This window comes from Streptomyces uncialis (assembly GCF_036250755.1).
Lineage (GTDB): Bacteria > Actinomycetota > Actinomycetes > Streptomycetales > Streptomycetaceae > Streptomyces > Streptomyces uncialis.
In genome coordinates this window covers 3,871,695-3,891,936 of record NZ_CP109583.1, presented here as the reverse complement: position 1 = coordinate 3,891,936, position 20,242 = coordinate 3,871,695, and the positions used below count along the sequence as shown (strand labels likewise).

General features: G+C 70.9%; 20 protein-coding genes and 1 pseudogene. 11 read left to right on the top strand and 10 right to left on the bottom strand.

Annotated features, from left to right (window positions below; translation table 11 throughout):
* Positions 1–135: 135 nt before the first annotated feature.
* Entirely contained in the window at positions 136–1,227 is a 1,092-nt protein-coding gene (locus OG711_RS16010; RefSeq protein ID WP_329559553.1) for a hypothetical protein, read from the bottom strand.
* A gap of 251 nt (positions 1,228–1,478) precedes the next feature.
* Entirely contained in the window at positions 1,479–1,973 is a 495-nt protein-coding gene (locus OG711_RS16005; RefSeq protein ID WP_329559552.1) for a hypothetical protein, read from the bottom strand.
* A 179-nt stretch (positions 1,974–2,152) separates the two neighbouring features.
* On the opposite strand from OG711_RS16005, the gene OG711_RS39145 reads away from it, so the two are divergent.
* The 8 genes and pseudogenes from OG711_RS39145 to OG711_RS15975 all read left to right on the top strand — a co-directional run bounded on the left by OG711_RS39145 (position 2,153) and on the right by OG711_RS15975 (position 6,193).
* Complete coding sequence (locus OG711_RS39145; protein WP_399504083.1) at positions 2,153–2,524, top strand: Scr1 family TA system antitoxin-like transcriptional regulator; 372 nt, start codon at positions 2,153–2,155, stop codon at positions 2,522–2,524.
* Between the two features lie 16 nt (positions 2,525–2,540).
* A pseudogene (locus OG711_RS39140) lies at positions 2,541–2,696 on the top strand (DNA-binding protein); the annotation flags it as partial.
* Positions 2,693–2,896 (top strand): DUF397 domain-containing protein, encoded by a 204-nt coding sequence (locus tag OG711_RS16000; RefSeq protein ID WP_329559551.1) that lies wholly within the window; start codon positions 2,693–2,695, stop codon positions 2,894–2,896. The pseudogene OG711_RS39140 and the gene OG711_RS16000, both read left to right, overlap by 4 nt.
* Positions 2,893–3,108, top strand: coding sequence for a DUF397 domain-containing protein (locus OG711_RS15995; protein ID WP_329559550.1), 216 nt, complete (start codon positions 2,893–2,895; stop codon positions 3,106–3,108). Before OG711_RS16000 ends, OG711_RS15995 begins: the two co-directional genes overlap by 4 nt.
* Before the next feature lie 229 nt (positions 3,109–3,337).
* A complete protein-coding gene (locus tag OG711_RS15990) occupies positions 3,338–3,490 on the top strand; it encodes a hypothetical protein (RefSeq protein ID WP_329559549.1) in 153 nt (50 codons plus the stop codon).
* Positions 3,491–3,637: 147 nt separating this feature from the next.
* The gene (locus tag OG711_RS15985; RefSeq protein ID WP_073783919.1) at positions 3,638–3,976 is read left to right on the top strand and encodes a PadR family transcriptional regulator; all 339 of its coding nucleotides are present in this window, start codon (positions 3,638–3,640) and stop codon (positions 3,974–3,976) included.
* Positions 3,973–4,860, top strand: a complete 888-nt coding sequence (locus tag OG711_RS15980) for a hypothetical protein (protein WP_266508764.1) — start codon at positions 3,973–3,975, stop codon at positions 4,858–4,860. Before OG711_RS15985 ends, OG711_RS15980 begins: the two co-directional genes overlap by 4 nt.
* 190 nt (positions 4,861–5,050) lie before the next feature.
* Positions 5,051–6,193, top strand: a complete 1,143-nt coding sequence (locus OG711_RS15975; protein ID WP_329559548.1) for a DUF4184 family protein — start codon at positions 5,051–5,053, stop codon at positions 6,191–6,193.
* 14 nt (positions 6,194–6,207) lie between these two features.
* Here the strand turns inward: OG711_RS15975 and OG711_RS15970 are convergent, their stop codons facing one another.
* Positions 6,208–7,476: a hypothetical protein gene (locus tag OG711_RS15970; protein WP_329559547.1), complete on the bottom strand. Its 1,269-nt coding sequence runs from the start codon at positions 7,474–7,476 to the stop codon at positions 6,208–6,210.
* A gap of 202 nt (positions 7,477–7,678) precedes the next feature.
* Positions 7,679–8,860: an acyl-CoA dehydrogenase family protein gene (locus OG711_RS15965; RefSeq protein ID WP_099285104.1), complete on the bottom strand. Its 1,182-nt coding sequence runs from the start codon at positions 8,858–8,860 to the stop codon at positions 7,679–7,681.
* A gap of 246 nt (positions 8,861–9,106) precedes the next feature.
* On the opposite strand from OG711_RS15965, the gene OG711_RS15960 reads away from it, so the two are divergent.
* A complete protein-coding gene (locus OG711_RS15960) occupies positions 9,107–10,453 on the top strand; it encodes a UDP-glucose dehydrogenase family protein (protein WP_329559546.1) in 1,347 nt (448 codons plus the stop codon).
* A 247-nt stretch (positions 10,454–10,700) separates the two neighbouring features.
* On the opposite strand, the gene OG711_RS15955 is transcribed toward OG711_RS15960, so the two are convergent.
* From OG711_RS15955 to OG711_RS15940, 4 genes are all read right to left on the bottom strand, one after another.
* Positions 10,701–11,552, bottom strand: a complete 852-nt coding sequence (locus OG711_RS15955; RefSeq protein WP_329559545.1) for a hypothetical protein — start codon at positions 11,550–11,552, stop codon at positions 10,701–10,703.
* 155 nt (positions 11,553–11,707) lie between these two features.
* Positions 11,708–12,823: a dipeptidase gene (locus tag OG711_RS15950; protein ID WP_329563834.1), complete on the bottom strand. Its 1,116-nt coding sequence runs from the start codon at positions 12,821–12,823 to the stop codon at positions 11,708–11,710.
* A gap of 113 nt (positions 12,824–12,936) precedes the next feature.
* Positions 12,937–13,440, bottom strand: a complete 504-nt coding sequence (gene purE, locus OG711_RS15945) for a 5-(carboxyamino)imidazole ribonucleotide mutase (RefSeq protein ID WP_073785445.1) — start codon at positions 13,438–13,440, stop codon at positions 12,937–12,939.
* Positions 13,441–13,502: 62 nt separating this feature from the next.
* Positions 13,503–14,639: a 5-(carboxyamino)imidazole ribonucleotide synthase gene (locus tag OG711_RS15940; RefSeq protein WP_399504192.1), complete on the bottom strand. Its 1,137-nt coding sequence runs from the start codon at positions 14,637–14,639 to the stop codon at positions 13,503–13,505.
* Positions 14,640–14,781: 142 nt separating this feature from the next.
* Between OG711_RS15940 and OG711_RS15935 the strand changes: the two genes are divergently transcribed.
* A complete protein-coding gene (locus OG711_RS15935) occupies positions 14,782–15,357 on the top strand; it encodes a GtrA family protein (protein WP_073785447.1) in 576 nt (191 codons plus the stop codon).
* A gap of 83 nt (positions 15,358–15,440) precedes the next feature.
* On the opposite strand, the gene OG711_RS15930 is transcribed toward OG711_RS15935, so the two are convergent.
* Entirely contained in the window at positions 15,441–16,715 is a 1,275-nt protein-coding gene (locus tag OG711_RS15930) for an ATP-binding protein (protein ID WP_073783934.1), read from the bottom strand.
* Between the two features lie 722 nt (positions 16,716–17,437).
* Positions 17,438–18,115: a response regulator transcription factor gene (locus OG711_RS15925; RefSeq protein WP_073783936.1), complete on the bottom strand. Its 678-nt coding sequence runs from the start codon at positions 18,113–18,115 to the stop codon at positions 17,438–17,440.
* 516 nt (positions 18,116–18,631) lie between these two features.
* Here OG711_RS15925 and OG711_RS15920 point away from each other — a divergent pair.
* Positions 18,632–20,122: a peptide MFS transporter gene (locus tag OG711_RS15920; protein ID WP_073783938.1), complete on the top strand. Its 1,491-nt coding sequence runs from the start codon at positions 18,632–18,634 to the stop codon at positions 20,120–20,122.
* Positions 20,123–20,242: the final 120 nt, after the last annotated feature.

The following is a 20,242-nucleotide window of genomic DNA, read 5'->3' as shown; positions in this document are numbered from 1 at the left end:
GTGGTGGCGGACGTGGTGGCGGACGCACGAACACGACGACGGACGCACCGTGAGGACAGCTGAGCCCCCGCCCCCGGACCGACCCCGGGAACAGCGGCTCAGCAGCGGCTCAGCAGCGGCTCAATGGGGCCGCGCTCAGATCATGATGTCCTTGTACGCGATGTTCACCCGGTGGTCGTTGCTCGGGCCGGAGCCGAACCCGAAGCAGAGCTGCGGTCGGTAGCCTCCGACGCCCGTCGCGTCGGGGACGAGCCTGATGGACATGCCCTCCGGCTCCCGGATGGTGAGGCTCGGCATCGCGCGGATGTGCTTCCGCTCCCAGGCACCGGTGTTCAGGTCGACCTTGGTGATGTGGGTGTTGCCGAGATCCGTGGGGTCGGTCGGGCCGCCGGACGCGTACTTCGACCCCTCGTACATGTACATGAACGAGCCGTAGAAGCTGAAGCCCTGGGAGGTGTAGGCCGGGGTCGGCTTCGGTAGGCTCGCCACGTGGTGCAGCGGCGTGCCCAAGGGGTTCGCGACCGCCGCGTCGAGGCCCCAGACCGCCGTCTGCGTGGTCCCGTTGCGGCCGAAGCGCACCATCACCCGTCGGTTGTGCATGTCGACGAAGGGCCGGGGCGCGCTGATGGTGCTGCCCGCGCCCGGCAGCTGGGCCGGGTTGGGCGTCCGGTCACGGAAGTTCATGGCCGTACGGTCCGCCGCGTTGTCCCAATGGAAGCTGCGCGGGGGCTGGCCGGTGGCCGGGCCCATGTACTTGATCCGGCACAGCTTGGTGCCGAAGCCGACGTTGTCGGCGTTGGCCACCGAGTCGTACTCGATCCAGATGTACGGGGGTGAGCCCGCCACGGTCGTCTCGATCCCGATCTGCGCGGCGTGCCCGAATCCGCGCAGATACATACGCCCCAGCTTGACGCTGCCGTTCGCGCTGAGTTTGGTGATGGCGATGTCGCCTTCACGCTGGCGCGTCGAGAACGGCACCCCGTCGTCGGGGTTGTACATGACCTGGGCCACGTACCAGTGCTCGTTGAGATGGTCGTATCCCGCGCTCTGCATGATCGTCTCGCACCAGGGCGCCCGGTTCTGGATGACGATGCCGCCGGGGTCGTTCAGGTCGAACGACTGCGAGACGGGCAGAGAGAGCGCTCCCATTCCGTTCTGCCGCGGCGCGGCGACGGCTCCGGGGCCCATGGCACCCGCGGCGCCCCCCAGCGCCAGGCCCGCGGCCACGCCGCCTCCCCAACGGAAGACGTTCCTACGGGTAATCGGGTCGATGACGTTCTCTTCCACTAACTTCCCTCCCCTGGGCCACAACAGTTCTCATTCACGATACAAACAGAATTGACCAACGCTCCGCGTAATTAGGCCAAAGTGTGCGCGCGGAAGGGTTGTCGCCAGCGGTGTTCAGTGCTGGTGGGGCGCGGTGCGGTGATTTGCCCCGCTGGACCGTGAATGAGGACATAGGGAGTTCTGCGGTGTCCTCATTCACGAGGCGATCTGTGTGCGGGAGCGGTTGTTCCTGGGATGGCGGCGGCCCGGTTGTCCGTGGTGTTCCGGTCGCGGCCCAGATAGCGGTCGACCTCCGCCTGGAGCCGTTCGTAGGCCGGGCTGTGGACGATCGCCTCGTACTCCGGATCAGGGAACTCCCAGCTGTGGCGCCCCGGTTGACCCGTGTACCAGGTGCAGATGTCGTGGTCAGGGCCTTGAAGCCCGTTGTCGGCCGGACAGTCCGCCAGTACGTCGAGCCCGTCCGGCACCTGTCCGTCCGACCACCGGGCCCATACCTCGCCGCGCTCCGGGACTCCCAGTTCCCGCACCAGTTCGTGATGCTGACCCGTGGTGTGCGCCTCCAGTGGGCATCGCAGTCCGGTCGCGACCTCCATGGGGTGACCGGGCCGCTCCGGCGTGATGTCCAATGCCAGGACGATCAGCTCCAGCGGAAGTCCCGCCGTCGCGCGGCACATATGTTTGCTCATTTCCCGGTCCCCGTCGGCTCAGGGAATTGACCTCCGCGACTGCCGCTCGGAGGTCAGCCGCCGCAGTCCCTCCCCGGCGGCCTTCCGATTCTCTTCGATCACGTATTCGGTACCGACGGCAGGTTCAAGAGGCTGTATGAACTTGTCCGTTCCGAAGGCTTCGCCGCGAAGTTCAAGCGGTGGACGACGTTCGAGCCCGACGCCCTCGCCCTCTCGGAGTGGTCGCCGACTGTCGTGCCCGGGTTGCTTCAAATGCCTCGTACGCGCGTGAGATCTTTCGCGTAGCGAACCCCAGGGCCGCTGCCGACGAGATTCGCGCGCTGATCCGTGCTCGGATGACCCACCAGGAGCTCTTCCGGAGGGCATGCCCTCCTGACTTCTCGACGGTGCTGTGCGAGTCCGTCATCAGGCGCGGGGTGGGTGGGGCGCAATTCATGCGCGAGCAGCTGAGTCTGCTGCTGTCCCACGGCAAGAGGCCACCAGCGTCGTGCAGATCCTGCCTCTCGACGCGGGCGCCCATGGGCTCATGGGCGGCACTCTCTCGCTCCTGACCCGGCAGTCCGGGGCCCCCTCGCGTACACGGAAGGCATCAGGCTTGGCGGAATCGTCGAAGATCCGGCTGATGTGCGGGCCTTGGCACGGTCATGCGATGTTCTGACCGCATCGGCACTTCCGCCGGAGGCGTCTGCGGAGCTGATCCTCAACGTCATGGAGGCGCTGTGAAGCCGAACGGCCTCGCCGGCTGGGCCAAATCCAGTTGCAGCGACGGAGAGGGAGGGAACTGCCTGGAGTGGCTGCCCTCGCACGGACGGACACACGGCACCGTTCCTGTACGCGACAGCAAGACAGCTGAGAGGGTCGGCCTGCTGTTCCAGGCTTCCGCCTGGCGTTCCTTCATCGCCGGAATCAAGGAGGAGCAATGAAGTCGAGGAGAGTCATTCACTGGATCAAGTCCAGTTACAGCGACACGGAGACTGCCAACTGCGTCGAGTGGGCACCGTCCCAAGCGGCGTCTCACGGGGTCGTCCCCGTGCGTGACAGCAAGGCGCCCGACCGGGCGGTGCTGGCGATAGCGCCGGCTGCCTGGGCCTGCTTCGTCACCGCGCTGCACGATGGGGAACTGGCGTACCGCTGAGCCTGATGCGCGAGGCGGGCGTGGGTCTCGTTGTCGGGCCCGCGTCCGTCCCGGGGGCACGTCGTCGGGGGTGGCGCAAGTCGGGCCGGGGTGCGTCCGGTGTATGAACGAGCCGTCTGTGCAGGGGACTTAAGTTGCTCGTGCGAGGGCTGTGGACGGATGAAGGGCGCGTCCCGGCCGGACCATCCTGGTGTGCGTGAAACAGGATTCCGGCAATCAGGGAGACACGGTGACGCAGACCGACGCCAGCAGCGCGCGGCCTTTCTCCGTGGTGAAGGTGATCAGGCGCGACCACGCCGACCCCGCGTCCCCGTACCGCTGGGAGCCGAAGCGGTCGTTCTTCGCGGTGGCCCGCCACAACCGGACAGCGCTCGGACACTGACCGTCCGCTTTCGCTGCGGCCACGCCCGGCCCCGACCTGTCCTCGTTCCCCCGTCCCGTCACCTCGCTCCCCCCACCGGCCTACCGGCCCTGCCTCAGGGCCCTCCGTCGCGCCCCGGGTGTCCGGTGGGCGGAATACTCTGGGGGGATGAGTGAGCGGGCGATGCAGGAACTGGCGCTGCTGGTGCTGACGGCCCTGGCGGACGCGCCCCGGCACGGGTACGCGATCGCCCAGGAGGTCAAGGGCATCACCGACGGCCGGGTGGTGCCGCGTACCGGAGCGCTGTACGGGGCGCTGGACCGGCTCGTGGCGGAGGGGCTGATCGAGGTCAGGCAGGAGGAGATCGTGGACGGCCGCGCCCGCCGTGTCTTCGCGCTCGCGCCCGCCGGCCGCGAGCGGCTCGCCCTGGAGACCGAGCGGCTGGCCGCGGCGGTCCGGGAGGCCAGGCGGCGGCTCGGGATCGACGGTGCCCCGGTGACCGCGTGATCGACCGCCTCCTGTGGCTCTACCCCACCCGCTACCGGACGGCGTACGGGCCGGAGATCGCCGGGACCTACCGGGACATGACGGCGGGGGCGTCGCGCGGGGCCCGAGTACGGGAGGGCGCGGATCTGGCCGCGCACGCGCTGCGGGTGCGGTTCGGGCTGCGGTCGGCGGACCCGCTGGGCCGCTTCCTCGCGACGGCCGCGCCGTTCGCGCTGGCCTCGGCGGCGGCCGTGTCCGCTGTCCGGCTGACGCGCTGGTGCGAGGGGGTCGTCCGTTCCCCGACCCCGGAGTGGTCGTGGCTGCGGACCCTGGATGGCGTCCAGGCATTCGGTCTGCTGTCCTCATTGCTGGTCTGCCTCGGCGCGGTCGTCGCCCTGACCGGCCGATGGGCGGCGGGGGTCGCCGTCGCGGTGTGCGGGCTGGCGGGTACGGCCGGGCTCGCGATGTACGCGGAGTGGATGTACGGGGACCGGGTGTTCCTCCCGTTGATGTCCCTGGTCACCGTCGCCGTGATACTGGCGTGCCCGCCCGATCTGCGCCCCGGTGAGCGGATGTCGGCGGCGGCAGGGGCCGTGGCGGCGGGCGCCTGGCTGCCGGTGGTCGTGGTGGACGCCGACCTGGTCGACGGGGTGAGCACGGAGTACGGGGCCTGGCCGCTGCTTGTCCTCACCGGCGCGGGGGTCGTCCTCGCGCTGCGCGCGCGGTCGTCGGGGCTGCGGGAACTGGGCGCGATGGCCGTGGCCTCGGCGCCCCTGGCCGCGAACGCGTACACCTTCGCCTGGCACGACGCGCGGCCCGTGGCCGCGATGTTCCTGATGCTGCCGGTCGCGGCGGGGTGCGTGGCGGCTGTCCGGGCGGCCCGGAACGCGCGCCGCCCGCGCTGACCCCTGTCCCATCCGGCACGGCTGCCCCTTGTGTCCTGTCCGGCTGTCCTCTGCTGCCCCCTCCGGCTGCCCTGTCTGGACATAGTCACTTCAACGGAATAGTCTCCTGAGCGTTCTATGGGGGCGGTGGAGCCATGGGCCCGTTCGTGACCCGTCCCCGTCCCCGTCCCGAGCGAAAGGGCGCTCCGACGTGCCGTTCACCCTCTCCCACCCCGCCGCGGTCCTTCCGCTGCTGCGCCCGCCGTTCGTGCCGGTGGCCCTGGTCGCGGGCGCGATGGCACCGGACATGCCGTACTTCCTCGGGACCCTGGGCATACCGCTGAGCGCGGGCGACTGGTACGAGCCGTTCCTCAACGCCACGACGTCCCACTCGCCTCTCGGGGCCCTGACCGTCTCGCTTCCCGTCACCCTCGTCCTGGCCGCCGGATGGCTGCTGCTGCGCGGACCGGTCACCGAACTGCTCCCGCGCCCCGCCCCACGCCCGGCTTCCGCACCGCACCCGGCCCCCGCGCCGACACCCCCCGCCCCCGCCCTCACCCCCGCGCCGACAGCCTCCGTGCCCGAATCGACAGCCTCCGTGTCCGTGGCCGAGTCCGCGTCCGGCCCGCAGGTTCGCCGCGTCGCTGATGTCGTCCGCCGTGGTGGGTGGCTGCTGCTGTCCGCGTTGATCGGTGTCGCCACGCATCTGCTGTGGGACTCGTTCACCCACCTCGACGGTTATGCGGTCACCCGGGTGGCGTTCCTGCGCGAGTCCGGGCCGGGCGGGACGACGGTGGCCCGGCTGCTCCAGCAGCTCAGCACGGTGGCGGGGCTGGCGCTGCTCGCCGTCCACCTCTGGCGTCGGCGTGGCCGTACAAGCGGACGACGTGGCCGCGAGGATGACCGCTTTGGTGACGCGGGCGCGGGGGCACGTATGAGGACACGCACCGGCCCACTCACCAGGACAGGTACTGGCCTACTTACCAGGACACGCATGGGGACGCGTACGGGAACGGGGATGGCGCCGGGCGTCCGGTGGGCCGTGATCGGGGGACTGGCCCTGGCCGCGCTGCTGGGCGGTGCCGCCCGTACCCAGGGCATCGACGCATATCGGCATGTGACCGTGTACGACTCCGACCGCCCGATCACCCGCGTGGACGCCGACGGCGTCATCGGCACCACGTATCCCGCCCGCCGGGAGAACGCCCCCTGGACGCAGGTCGCGGAGGGGCTGCTGTCGGACGGTGCGAAGGGGGCGGGTGTGTCGTTCGCCGCGGCCCTGCTGGTGTACTCCGCCGGTCGGCACCTGAGCCGCGTACCGCTCGGGTCGCGGAAGGGCGCGGGCGGGCGTTGACCCCGGGGGAGGGGTTACGGAGGGCCCGAACCGTTCAGCCACACCGCCCCGTACCAGGCGGCGACGGCCGTCGCGAGGACGGCGACCGTGGCGGACGTACGGGGCCGGGCCCGTGCCAGGGCCACGGCGAGCGGGATCAGCAACGGGAACGCGGGCATCAGTAAACGCGGTTTGGAACCGAAGTAGCCGGATGAGCCGAGTGCGAGGGCCAGCACGACGCCGCTGTACACAAGGAGGGGGAGCGGCTGTCCCCGCCGGACCCCGGTCCAGTACAGCCACAGCAGTGCGGCGACCCCGGCGGTCAGGCCCAGGGCGGCGGGCAGTGGCAGTCCGGTGACGAACCGGGCGAAGGCCACGCCGCCGTCGAAACCGTTGCCCCAGGCGGCCTGCACATCGAGGTACCCGAACAGGGCGCCCTCGCGCACCCCGACCCACAGGACGTACGAGGCCGCGCCGACCGGGGCGAGCAGCGCGCCCAGCAGCATCCGCCGGTGACCGGCACGGGTGGGGCTACGGGTTCGGGCCCATGGAGGCGGACCCGTAACGGCGTTCGTACCCGCGCCCCCATCCCCACCGGTGTCGGTGTCGGGACCCGCGTCCGTCCCCGACCGCGCGGCCGTCACCACGCCCCGGCGCCACGCGAGCCACATCCCCGCCCACACCGCCGCCGCGACCGCGAGGCCGACCGGCCGGGTCAGTCCGGCGAGGGACGCGAGGAGTCCGGCGCGTACCCAGTCGCCGCGCAGCACCCCGTACAGGGACCAGGCGGCGAGGGCGGTGAACAAGGACTCGCTGTACGCCATGGACTGGACGATGCCGACGGGCAGCGCGGCCCACACCACGACCGCGAAGAACGCGGGACGGGCACCGTACAGCGTGCCGACGACCCGGTGGATGCCCCACGCGGCGGCGAGGGACGCCACCGCGCTGATCGCGAGGCCCGCGTGACCGGGGCCCAGCGGGGTGACCGCGCCGACGGCCCGCTCCAGCCAGGGCAGCAGCGGGAAGAACGCCATGTCCGACAGGACGCGTCCGTCCGGTGCCGTCAGGGTGAAGTCGTACCCGTGCTCGACCACCCGTGCGTACCAGAGGGAGTCCCAGCGGGCGGAGAGCAGCGTCAGCGGGCTGCTGCCCTCGGCGGCGGACCGGACGGCCAGCGCGACCAGGCAGACGACGCGGACGGCGGTGTAGACGAGGAGGGCGGGGCCCGCGTGCCGGAGCGCCGCCAGCGCACGGGAGCCGAGCCGCCCTGCTGTCGGCCGCCCAACCACCGGCAGACCCACCGACCGGCCCCCCGCCGCCGAACGACCCGCCGCCGAACGACCCCCCACCGACTCACGCGCCGCCGAACGGCCCGCCGGCGGTGGCGGCGGGGGATCGGGGTGCGGCATCGGCGAGTCCTGGTGGTCCGGGTCCGGGGCAGCGCGCGGCGACCGGGCACGCACTTCTGTTCGACCGGCAACGATAGCGCGGCCCCGGGGCGCGCTACGGCAGGTTGCGGGCCATCACGATGCGCTGGATCTGGTTGGTGCCCTCGTAGATCTGGGTGATCTTCGCGTCCCGCATCATGCGCTCCAGCGGGTAGTCCTTGGTGTAGCCGTAGCCGCCGAGGAGCTGGACGGCGTCGGTGGTGATGTCCATCGCCGCGTCCGAGGCGAAGCACTTCGCCGCCGCGCCGAAGAACGTCAGATCGGGCTCGGTGCCCCCGGCGGAGACCCGTTCCGACCTGGCCGCCGCCGCGTAGGTGAGCTGGCGGGCCGCCTCCAGCTTCATCGCCATGTCGGCGAGCATGAACTGGACGCCCTGGAAGTCACCGATCGGCTTGCCGAACTGCTTGCGCTCCTGGACGTAGCCCTTGGCGTAGTCCAGGGCGCCCTGGGCGACACCGAGGGCCTGGGCGGCGATCGTGATGCGGGTGTGGTCGAGGGTCTTCATGGCCGTGCCGAAGCCCGTGCCCTCCTCGCCGATCATGCGGTCGGCGGGGATACGGACGTTGTCGAGGTACACCTCGCGTGTGGGGGAGCCCTTGATGCCGAGCTTCCGCTCGGGAGCACCGAACGAGACACCTTCGTCGGACTTCTCCACGACGAACGCGGAGATCCCGCGCGAGCGCTTCTCGGGATCGGTCACCGCCATCACCGTGTAGAACTCGGAGACGCCCGCGTTGGTGATCCACCGCTTCACGCCGTTGAGCACCCAGTGGTCGCCGTCCCGTACGGCCCGGGTCTTCATGCCGGCCGCGTCCGAACCGGCCTCCGGCTCGGACAGACAGTAGGAGAACATCGCGTCGCCCTTGGCCAGCGGGCCGAGGTACTTGCGCTTCAGCTCCTCCGAGCCGGAGAGGATCACCGGGAGGGAGCCCAGTTTGTTGACGGCCGGGATCAGGGAGGACGACACGCAGGCGCGGGCCACCTCCTCGATGACGATGACCGTGGCCAGGGCGTCCGCCCCGGCGCCGCCGTAGCTCTCGGGTACGTGCACCGCGTGCAGGTCGGAGGCGACGAGCGCGTCCAGGGCCTCCTGCGGGAAGCGGGACTCGTCGTCCACGGCCGCCGCGAAGGGCGCGATCTTCGCCTCCGACAGGGCGCGGACCGTCTCCCGGAGCAGGTCGTGCTCCTCGGAGGTCCGGTACAGGTCGAATGCCGGGTTGTCTGCCGAGCCAGCCACGGATCTCACGCTCCCAGATGCTAATTACCGTTAAGTAACCCTAATGAGTACCCCGAATTTTAGGGGCGGGGAAGGGCGGGGGCCAGGTGAGCTGGGCGACATGTGCGCGCGGCCGGGCGCCTGGGGCGCACGGTTCCGGCCACGCCCCCGTATGCGCCCCCCCAGGCCCCGCACCAGGCCCGACTATGCTCGCCGGGGGTGTCACCGCGACACCACGACCGACCGCGCCGGAGCACTGGAGAACCCATGGCCCCCCTCAAGCTCACCGTGATCGGCACCGGGTATCTCGGTGCCACCCATGCCGCCGCGATGGCGGAGCTGGGGTTCGAGGTGCTGGGGCTCGATGTCGTCCCCGAGAAGATCGAACTCCTCTCGCAGGGCCGGGTCCCCATGTACGAACCGGGGCTCGAAGAGTTGTTGCGCAAGCATGTCGCCGGGATCGAGGGGTCCACCGGACGGCTGCGGTTCACCCTGGACTGGGCGGAGGCCGCCGAGTTCGGGGACGTCCACTTCGTCTGTGTGAACACCCCGCAGAAGCGCGGCGAGTACGCGTGCGACATGAGCTACGTCGACAGCGCGATGGAGTCCCTCGCGCGGCATCTGCGCCGGCCGTGCCTCGTCGTCGGCAAGTCGACCGTTCCCGTCGGCAGCGCGGAACGGCTCGCCGCCCGGATCGTGGAACTGGCGCCCGCCGGGGACGCGGTCGAGCTGGCGTGGAACCCGGAGTTCCTGCGCGAGGGGTTCGCCGTGCAGGACACCCTGCACCCGGACCGGATCGTGGTCGGGGTCGCGGGACCCACCGCCGAGAAGCTGCTGCGCGAGGTGTACGCCGGGCCGCTCGGCGCGGGGACCCCGCTCGTGGTGACGGACTTCCCCACCGCCGAACTGGTGAAGACCTCCGCCAACTCGTTCCTGGCGACCAAGATCTCCTTCATCAACGCGATGGCCGAGGTCTGCGAGGCGGGCGGCGGGGACGTCGTCCGGCTGGCCGAGGCCATCGGCTACGACGAGCGGATCGGGTCGAAGTTCCTGCGGGCCGGGATCGGCTTCGGCGGGGGCTGTCTGCCCAAGGACATCCGCGCGTTCATGGCACGCGCCGGTGAGCTGGGCGCCGACCAGGCACTCACGTTCCTCCGCGAGATCGACTCCATCAACATGCGGCGGCGCGGCCAGATGGTGGAGATGGCCCGCGAGGCGCTGGGCGGGCGCTCGTTCCTCGGTACGCGCGTCGCGGTGCTCGGCGCGGCGTTCAAGCCGGACTCGGACGACGTACGGGACTCGCCCGCGCTGAACGTCGCCGGGCAGATCCATCTCCAGGGCGGCCAGGTGACGGTGTACGACCCGAAGGGGATGGACAACGCGCGGCGCCTCTTCCCGACGCTGGTGTACGCGGACTCCGCGGTGGAGGCGGTGCGGGGCGCGGATGTCGTGCTCCACCTGACCGAGTGGCGGGAGTTCCGCGAGCTGGACCCCGCCGAGCTGGGCGCTGTGGCCGCGCGGCGGGTGGTGCTGGACGGGCGCAACGCGCTCGACCCTGCGGTGTGGCGTGCGGCCGGGTGGACGTACCGGGCGATGGGGCGCCCGACGGCCTGACCCTGGCGGGTCCCCGGGTCCCCGGGGCCCGTGAGCGTGCGCCGCCGCGGGTTCGTCCTCGCGTCCCCGGGGTCTGTCCGGGTGGACGCACCTGCCCCCGCCGGGTCGCTCGGTGGGTGCGCGGTTCCCCGTGCCCCTAGGTCCGTATCGGTGGGCGAACCTGTTCCCGTGCCGTACTCCGGGGGTGCGCGGTTCCCCGTGCCCCTTCGGGGCGCCCCCCGCGGTCGGCGTTCGACCGCGGGCCTCGTCACCGGAGCGAGAGGTAGACCTGGTACGGGACCATGAACAGGCCCAGGGCCAGCAAGGGGAACGCGAGGGCCACGCCCAGTGCGTACAGGATCCTCTTGTGGACGGGCAGCCGGCCCACGGCGCGGGAGGGGTTGCGGGGGTCGTACGCGAGGTGGACCTTCCGGTCGACGACGACCGACGCGTCGTTCACCTCGACGCTCCGGGTCACGCCCTCCGCGTCGGTGAAGTGGCACCGCAGCTTGCCCGCGCTCTTGCTCCCGGGATTCGCGACGACGGACACGCCCCGGCGGAGCAGTACGGCCCGGATGTACAGCGCGTGGGCCCCCATGGCGATCCCGGCCGCGCCGAACACCAGGGGCTTCACCCCGAGTACGTAGAGCACCAGGCCGAACCACCGGCCGACGACGATCAGTTGGACGAGCCCGGCGAGATAGCCGATGACCGGGACCGCGCAGGCCACGACGATCAGGACGAGGAGCGGTTCGACGCCCTGGCGGGCCGGTATCCGTGCGGCGGCGGGGGCGTCCAGGACCTCCACCAGGTCGGCACCGTCCCCGAGCCGGGCGCCCGGGGCGCGTTCAGGAAGCGCGGCGTTGACGGCACGGGCGAACGCCGTGACGGAGGCGACATTGGGCCCCGCTATCCGGTACCTCGTGGCCTCGGTCCCGTCGGGGGCGGTCAGGACCACACTGGCGGCCCGCCCCGAAGGGTCCACCCGCACCTCCGCCACCGCGGGCAGGGGTATCCGTCGTCGGGTGCCGTCCTGTTCCAGGAGCAGCCCGGTGGGGTCCAGACGGATCGAACCCTTGCTGCCGCTCAGGGACACCGATGGAAGGGAAGCCTTGGCCATCCCCGCACCCTACGCAGCGGCGGGAGGCGCCGGAAGCGGGTTCCCCCGGAGCGCCCCCGCCCGCACCCCCCACCCGGCGGGGGACACCGGTACCCGTAACCCGTAACCCGTAACCGTGTCCGTACAGGGACTGCGCGGATGCCACGGAACAGGGACTACGCGGAAGCCCCGGACGCCACCGACTCCGCGTCGCCGAGGACCCGGACCGAGTTGGACCATGTCAGCTTCGCCAGGTCGGCGGGGGACCAGCCCCGGGTGAGCAGTTCGGCGATCAGCCGGGGGTAGCAGGACACGTCCGACAGGCCGTCGGGCGTGAACGCCGTACCGTCGTAGTCGCCGCCGATGCCCAGATGGTCGATGCCCGCGACCTCCCGCATATGGTCCAGATGGTCCGCGACCGTCGACACCGTCGCCCTCGGCCGCGGGTAGCGCTCCTCGAAGGCCGCGTGCGCCGCCATCGCCTCCGTGCCGGTGTCGAGGTGGTGGAACCCCCGCTCCCGCAGGTTCTCGTCGGCCGCCGCGGTCCAGTCGACGGCCGCCTGGAGGACGAACTTCGGGACGAAGGTGACCATCGCGACCCCGCCGTTCGCGGGCAGCCGTTCCAGCACGTCGTCGGGGATGTTGCGGGGATGGTCGCAGACCGCCCGCGACGACGAGTGCGAGAAGATCACCGGCGCGGTGGACGTGTCCAGCGCGTCCCGCATGGTCGTCGCCGCGACATGCGAGAGGTCGACCAGCATGCCCAGCCGGTTCATCTCCCGGACGACCTCATGGCCGAACGGGGACAGCCCGCCCACCCCCGGCACATCCGTCGCGGAGTCCGCCCACGGCACGTTGTCGTTGTGGGTCAGCGTCATGTAGCGCACACCGAGCGCGTGGAAGGTCCGCAGCACCGCCAGCGAGCTGTTGATGGAGTGGCCGCCCTCCGCCCCCATCAGCGAGGCGACCCGGCCCTCCCGGCGGGCCCGTTCCAGGTCCGCCGCGCCGGTCGCGGGAGCCAGGTCCGCCGGATACCGCTCCAGCAACCGCTGGACGCAGTCGATCTGTTCGAGGGTGGCCCGGACCGCCTCGTCGCCCGCGAGGTCGGTGCGGACGTACACGGACCAGTACTGCGCGCCGACCCCGCCGGCCCGCAGCCGTGGCAGGTCGGTGTGCAGATAGGCGCTCTGGTCGGTGGCGATGTCACGGGCGTCCAGGTCGTAGCCGACCTGCTGGCGCAGCGCCCACGGCAGATCGTTGTGCCCGTCGATGACAGGGAACTCCGCCAGCAGGGCGCGCGCCCGGACCTCGGCGTCCGACGGGGAGCCCGAGGCGTCCGACGGGCCGTCCGGCGCGCCCGACGGGTCGCTCGACGCGTCCGGAACGTTCCTCACGGAGGTCACCGTCACGCTCCCGAGGCGAAGCCGAAACTGCCCGAGCCCTCGACCTTGGACCGCAGCCGCTTGCCCTTCTCGGTGGCCTGGTCGTTGAGCTCCTGCTGGAACTCCCGCATCCGGGCCAGGAGTTCCTCGTCGAACGCGGCGAGGGTACGGGCCGCGAGCAGTCCCGCGTTGCGGGCGCCGCCCACGGAGACCGCCGCGACGGGCACCCCGGCCGGCATCTGGACGATGGACAGCAGACTGTCCATGCCGTCGAGGTACTTCAGCGGCACCGGGACCCCGATGACCGGCAGCGGGGTGACGGACGCCAGCATGCCCGGCAGATGCGCCGCGCCGCCCGCGCCCGCGATGATCACCTTGAGGCCGCGGTCGGCGGCCTGCTCGCCGTACGCGATCATCTCGCGGGGCATCCGGTGCGCGGAGACGACACCGACCTCGTAGGGGATCTCGAACTCGTCGAGGGCCTGGGCGGCGGCCTCCATCACGGGCCAGTCCGAGTCGGAGCCCATGACGATGCCCACGAGCGGGGCGGCGGCCGGACGGCTGAGGGTGGGGCTGGGCGACGACGTGCTCATTCGGTGATCGTTCCCTTGAGGTAGCCGGCTGCGTGACGGGCGCGCTCCAGTACGTCGGCCAAGTCGTCGCCGTAGGTGTTGACATGGCCGACCTTGCGGCCGGGCTTCACGTCCTTGCCGTACATATGGATCTTCAGACCGGGGTCCCGGGCCATGCAGTGCAGATACGCGGAGTACATGTCGGGGTAGTCACCGCCGAGGACGTTGCACATCACCGTCCACGGGGCGCGCGGGCGCGGATCACCGAGCGGCAGATCGAGCACCGCGCGGACATGGTTGGCGAACTGCGAGGTGATCGCGCCGTCCTGGGTCCAGTGGCCGCTGTTGTGCGGGCGCATCGCCAGCTCGTTGACGAGGACCCGGCCGTCGGCGGTCTCGAACAGCTCGACCGCGAGATGCCCGACCACACCGAGCTCCTTCGCGATCCGCAGCGCCATCTCCTCCGCGTGCAGCGCGAGTCCGGGGGCGAGTCCGGGGGCCGGGGCGATCACCGTGTCGCAGACCCCGTCGACCTGCTGGGACTCCACGACCGGGTACGCCACGGCCTGCCCGTGCGGGGAGCGGACGACGTTCGCCGCGAGTTCCCGTACGAAGTCGACCTTCTCCTCCGCGAGCACCGGGACGCCCGCGCGGAACGGCTCCGCCGCCTCCTCGGCCGACCGCACGACCCAGACGCCCTTGCCGTCGTAGCCGCCGCGCACGGTCTTGAGGACCACGGGGAACCCGTCGGACGAGGCGTCCGCCGCGCCCTCGGCCGCGAAGGCCACCACATCGGCGGGGTCCGTCACGATCCGGTGCCGGGGGCAGGGCACGCCGATCTCCGTCAGCTTCGCCCGCATCACCCCCTTGTCCTGCGCGTGCACCAGCGCGTCCGGCCCGGGGCGGACGGGGATGCCGTCCGCCTCCAGGGCGCGCAGATGCGCGGTGGGGACATGCTCGTGATCGAAGGTGATCACGTCACAGCCCCGCGCGAAGTCACGCAGCGTGTCCAGGTCGCGGTAGTCGCCGACGACGACATCACCGACCACCTGGGCCGCGGAATCCTGCGGGGTGTCACTGAGGAGCTTGAACCTGATGCCGAGCGGGATGCCTGCCTCGTGGGTCATACGCGCGAGCTGGCCCCCGCCGACCATGCCGACTACCGGGAATGTCACGCCCCCAGGGTATCGGCGTGGCCGGATCGGATGCCCACGGGCGGGGTGCGGGGGTGCTGGTTAGCATGGTGGGGTTGACGAATTCATGACCGGACCGAACGAGCGGGGACTGGGCGGCACCATGACCAAGGGTCGTACAGGGGGTTCCTCATCGTTTTCGGGCGGGGCGCTGCGGCGGCAGATGGAGCAGCTGTGGCGCGAAGTGATCAAGTTCGGGGCGGTGGGCGGGGCGGGGCTGCTGGTCAATCTGGCCGTCTTCAACCTCGTCCGCGAGACCACCGAGCTGCCTGTCGTCCGGGCCAGTGTCATCGCGACGATCGTCGCGATCGTCTTCAACTACATCGGATTCCGCTACTTCACGTACCGCGACCGCGACAAGAGCGGACAGACCCGCGAGATGGGCCTGTTCCTGCTGTTCAGCGCGGTGGGGCTGGTCATCGAGAACGGCATCCTCTACGCGGCGACCTACGGCTTCGGCTGGGACAGCCCGTTGCAGAGCAACTTCTTCAAGTTCTTCGGGATCGGGGTGGCGACCCTGTTCCGATTCTGGTCGTACCGCACCTGGGTCTTCCGTACCGTCCCGGCCGAGGCGACGGTCGCGGCGGCGGAGCGGTTCCTGGAGGAACGGGGACCGCGGGACGCGGGCGCCACGGGCACGGGCAGCGGTACGGGGGCCTCCGGGCGCGGGACGCGCTGACGTGAGCCCCGGCGGGCTCCGGGCACATGCCCGGACGGGACCGCTCCCGCTCGGCCCCGCCCCGGTCCCGGCGCGGGGGACGGCTATCTGACCTGCCTCGCGCCGCTCTCCTCCGAATCCCGGTTCACCGCTGTCCGTGACAGGAACAGCCCGAAGACCGGCGGCTTGAGCTGGAGCATCTCCAGCCGTCCGCCGTCCGCCTCAGCGAGGTCGCGGGCCACGGCGAGCCCGATGCCCGTGGAGTTGCGGCCGCTGATGGTCCGCTCGAAGATCCGTGAGCCCAGGTGCGCCGGTACCCCGGGGCCCTCGTCCGTCACCTCGATCACCGCCTGGTTGCCGGTGACCCGGGTACGCAGGGCGACGGTCCCGCCCCCGTGCATCAGGGAGTTCTCGATCAGCGCGGCGAGCACCTGGGCGACCGCGCCGGGGGTGCCGACCGCCCGCAGATGCCGTTTCCCCGAGCTGACGATGGCCCGCCCCGAGCTGCGGTACGCGGGGCGCCACTCCTCCAGCTGCTGCTTGATGACCTCGTCCAGATCGAAGGAGACGGCGGAGCCGGTACGGGGGTCCCGTGAGTTCGTCAGCAGCCGTTCGACCACGTCCGTGAGACGTTCCACCTGGGCCAGGGCGATCGTCGCCTCGTCGCGGACCGTGGTCAGGTCGTCCGTGACGGTGATCTCCTCCAGCCGCATCGACAGCGCGGTCAGCGGGGTGCGCAGCTGGTGGGACGCGTCGGCGGCCAGCCGGCGCTCGGCGGTGAGCATCCGGCCGATGCGTTCGGCGCTGGAGTCGAGGACGTCCGCGACCCGGTCCAGTTCCGGGACGCCGTAGCGGCGGTGCCGGGGGCGGGGGTCGCCGGAACCGAGGCGTTCCGCGGTCTCCGCGAGGTCGGTGAGGGGGGAGGCGAGCCGGTTGGCCTGCCGGACGGCGAGCAGGACGGCCGCGATGATCGCGAGCAGGGCGACCAGGGCGATGATCAGGAGGGTGCGGCCCACCTCGCGGGTGACGGCCGAGCGGGACTCCAGGACGGTCACCGTCTCGCCCTTCTCGCCCTTCGCCTGTCCGCGGATGACATCGCCGGACGGTGCGGTGCCGACGACGACCCGGCCCTGGTCGGGCATCTCGATGAGGGCGTAGCGGTCATCGCCGACGTGGGGGCGCACGTAATCGGCGGTCACGTGGTTGTCGCCCATCAGACGGCCGTCCACGATGCTGGCGAGTTTGACGGCTTCCGACTGGACGCGTTCCTGGGCGCTTTCGCTGATGGTGCGGGTCTCGACGATCACGAGGGAGACGCCGAACACCGCGATGACGACGAGGACCACCGCGAGGGTGGAGTTGATCAGCCTGCGACGCATGGGTCCACGGTCCCACGGGGCGCCTTCGCTTGCGCTTCCGGGTTACCTGTGCGGGGCGTACTTGTTCCCCCGCGGGTCGCCTTCGCTCGCGCTTCCCAGGTCTGTCCGGGCGGGCGTACTTGTTCCGGCACAGGCCGTTCGTGGGTGCGCAGTTCCCCGCGCCCCTGGATGCTGCCCCGATCGGTTGTTCTCCGGGTGCGGGTCCGCCCTCGTCTTTTGCGCAGTTCCCCGCGCCCCTGAAGGGGCGCCCACCTGGGGCTGTCGTCAGGCTGCGGGTCCTTCGCTTGTGGAAAACCTCCTCCTCCCGCACTCGCGCTGCTGCGGGAGGGGGTGGGCGGGAATCTCTGCCCGCAGACTCCGATGCTCTTCAGTCGAGTACGGGGGATGTCCGACCGAGCGCGTTGGAGCGAGGACGGAGAATCCCGACCGGCCCCGACCCGAAGAACCGACAGAACGCGCCCCAAAGGGGCGCGGGGAACTGCGCGAAGACGAGGACCGCCCCGCACCCGACGAACAGACCCGAAGGGGCAGCACCCAGGGGCCCGGGTAACTGCGCACCCCACGAGCGACGGCACAGGAACGAAGTACGCCCAGCCGGACGGACCTGGGAAGCGCAAGCGAAGGCGACCCGCGGGGAACTGCGCGAAACCCACGAGCGACGGCACAGGAACGGAAAACGTCCCGCCGGACGGACCTGGGAAGCGCGAGCGAACGGACGGCCGTCAGGACTTCTCGAAGCGGAACCCGACCCCCCGCACCGTCGCGATATAGCGGGGATTCGCCGCGTCATCCCCCAACTTCTTCCGCAGCCAGGAGATATGCATGTCCAACGTCTTGGTGGACGACCACCACGTCGTGTCCCACACCTCCCGCATCAGCTGATCCCGCGTGACCACGCGCCCCGCGTCCCGCACCAGCACCCGCAGCAGATCGAACTCCTTGGCCGTGAGCTGGAGCTCCTCCTCCCCCATCCACGCCCGGTGCGACTCGACGTCGATCCGCACCCCGTGCGTCGCCGGCGGCTGCTGCGGCTCCGCCGCCCCGCGCCGCAGCAGCGCCCGTACCCGGGCCAGCAGCTCGGCCAGCCGGAACGGCTTCGTCACATAGTCGTCGGCCCCCGCGTCGAGCCCCACGACCGTGTCGACCTCGTCGGCCCGCGCGGTCAGGATCAGGATCGGCACCGTATGCCCCTCGGCGCGCAGTCGGCGGGCGACCTCCAGCCCGTCCATCCCTGGCAGCCCCAGGTCGAGGACGACCAGGTCCACCCCGCCCCGCATCCCGGCTTCCAGCGCGGTCGGTCCGTCCTCACGCACTTCGACCTCGTAACCCTCCCTGCGCAGGGCGCGGGCCAGCGGCTCCGAGATGGACGCGTCGTCCTCGGCGAGCAGTACACGGGTCATGACCTGATGGTAGTCCGGCGGGGGCCCGCCTCGGGAGGCGATCGGCAGCAGGTCCTGAGGGGCGCGCGAGGCACGATTTCGGCCCTGGGAGTGTGCGGTGGCATCCTGAGGAAGACCTTTGATTACGTGTCGACAGGGCATGCGCCCCTGTGTTCCATCTCTCATCACGGGGCAAGGTCTTCTTTTCTCCCGCAATACGTGTCGTATGGTGTGAGAACGCCTGAAGCACCACCCGAAGACCTTTGGCCCGCTCGCGCGCCAGGGGTCTTCTCGTCTGTGCGGGCCGACCGCGGTCGGCCTTGAAAGGAATGACCTGTGGCCGGGCCCCGGCGCGCCGACGCGTGCGGGGCGTGGCTCCCGGTGCCCGCCGTTCCCCGCCTCCGCGCGCTCCCCCCAGAGCCTGGAGCGGGACTCCCTTGGGCGTAAGGGACGGACGGCGCGGTGCCGGTGCCGGCCAGCCCCCCACCGGGCGCGCACCCGCTCACGCCGCGCGTCCCGAACTGCAAGGATCGACCCATGGCGTCCAGCCTGACGAAGGACCCGCCCCGTACCTCCGGCGGCGGGAAGACCTTCTTCGGCCACCCCCGTGGCCTGGCCACCCTCTTCATGACCGAGATGTGGGAGCGTTTCAGCTTCTACGGTATGAGGGCCCTGCTCCCGCTGTACCTGGTCGCGCCCGGAGGTCTGGACCTCAAGCCGACCACGGCCACGGCGATCTACTCGATCTACCTGGCGATGGTGTACCTCCTCGCCATGCCCGGCGGCTGGTTCGGTGACCGCGTCTGGGGCCCCCGCAAGACCGTCGCCATCGCCGCCTCCGTGATCATGGCGGGCCATGTCACCCTGGCCCTGCCCGGCGAGGCGCCCTTCTTCGCCGGCCTGGCGCTCGTGGCGCTCGGGTCCGGGCTGCTGAAGGCCAACATCTCCACGATGGTCGGCCACCTCTACAACGGTCCGGACGACCCGCGCCGTGACGGCGGCTTCACGATCTTCTACATGGGCATCAACCTCGGTGCCTTCGCCGCCCCGCTGATCATCGGTACCGTCGGCGAGAGCGTGAACTGGCACCTCGGCTTCGCGCTCGCCGCGCTCGGTATGGCGCTGGGCCTGGTCCAGTTCCTGCTCGGCACCCGTCACCTCAGCGAGCGTTCCAGCGTGGTGCCCAAGCCGCTGACCGACGCGGAGCGCCGTTCCACCCTGCGCAAGGGCCTGATCTGGCTCGCCGTCGCCGTTGTGTTCTACAGCGTCGTGGGCGGTGCCGGGCTCTACACCCTGAACTGGGCGCTGGTCCCGATCACCCTCGCCGGACTGATCATCCCGATCATGGTCCTCACCCGGATAAAGCGGGACAAGGAACTGTCCGCGACCGAGCAGACGCGGATGACCGGCTTCATCTGGTTCTTCGTCGCCGCCGCCGCGTTCTGGATGATCTACGACCAGGGCGGCTCGACGCTGGCCCTGTTCGCGAAGAACTCCACCAACACGACGGTCCTCGGTTTCGACTTCCCCGTCTCGTGGTTCCAGTCGATCAACCCGGTCCTCGTGATGGCGCTGGCTCCCGTCCTCGCCTGGCTCTGGCTCGCGCTGAACCGGCGCGGCAAGGAGCCCAGCACGGTCGTCAAGTTCTCGTCCGCCCTGCTGCTGATCGGTGTCTCCTTCCTGGTCTTCCTGATCCCGCTCACCATGTCGGGCGACGGTTCGAAGGTCGCCGTCTGGTGGATGGTCGCGATCTACTTCGCGCAGACGCTCGGTGAGCTCTGCCTGTCGCCGGTCGGTCTGTCGGTCACCACGAAGATGGCGCCCGAGAAGTACGGCTCCCAGATGATGGGTGTGTGGTTCCTCGCGGTGACCGCGGGCGACTGCACCACCGGACTGCTGTCCATCGCCGGGGTCGACCTCAACAAGACCGGGGTCGTCGGGCTGGAGGCGGCCATGGCCATCCTCGCCGCCGTGGCCATCTTCATGTACCGCAAGAAGGTCAAGGCCTTGATGAGCGGCGTCCGGTAACCCGTACCCGTACCCGTACGTAGCCGTGGCCGCGTTGCTCGGCAGCGGATTCGCGCCCCTCCAGGACCCGCCCCCGGGTTCCCGGAGGGGCGCTCCCGTCGCACGCCGCCGTTACGCGCT

Coding starts and splice junctions, on each gene's coding strand:
- OG711_RS16005 (WP_329559552.1), bottom strand. CDS start 1,973: ATGAGCAAACATATGTGCCGCGCGACGGCGGGACTTCCGCTGGAGCTG.
- OG711_RS15995 (WP_329559550.1), top strand. CDS start 2,893: ATGAAGTCGAGGAGAGTCATTCACTGGATCAAGTCCAGTTACAGCGAC.
- OG711_RS15985 (WP_073783919.1), top strand. CDS start 3,638: ATGAGTGAGCGGGCGATGCAGGAACTGGCGCTGCTGGTGCTGACGGCC.
- OG711_RS15960 (WP_329559546.1), top strand. CDS start 9,107: ATGGCCCCCCTCAAGCTCACCGTGATCGGCACCGGGTATCTCGGTGCC.
- OG711_RS15955 (WP_329559545.1), bottom strand. CDS start 11,552: ATGGCCAAGGCTTCCCTTCCATCGGTGTCCCTGAGCGGCAGCAAGGGT.
- purE (WP_073785445.1), bottom strand. CDS start 13,440: ATGGGCTCCGACTCGGACTGGCCCGTGATGGAGGCCGCCGCCCAGGCC.
- OG711_RS15940 (WP_399504192.1), bottom strand. CDS start 14,639: ATGGTCGGCGGGGGCCAGCTCGCGCGTATGACCCACGAGGCAGGCATC.
- OG711_RS15935 (WP_073785447.1), top strand. CDS start 14,782: ATGACCAAGGGTCGTACAGGGGGTTCCTCATCGTTTTCGGGCGGGGCG.
- OG711_RS15930 (WP_073783934.1), bottom strand. CDS start 16,715: ATGCGTCGCAGGCTGATCAACTCCACCCTCGCGGTGGTCCTCGTCGTC.
- OG711_RS15925 (WP_073783936.1), bottom strand. CDS start 18,115: ATGACCCGTGTACTGCTCGCCGAGGACGACGCGTCCATCTCGGAGCCG.
- OG711_RS15920 (WP_073783938.1), top strand. CDS start 18,632: ATGGCGTCCAGCCTGACGAAGGACCCGCCCCGTACCTCCGGCGGCGGG.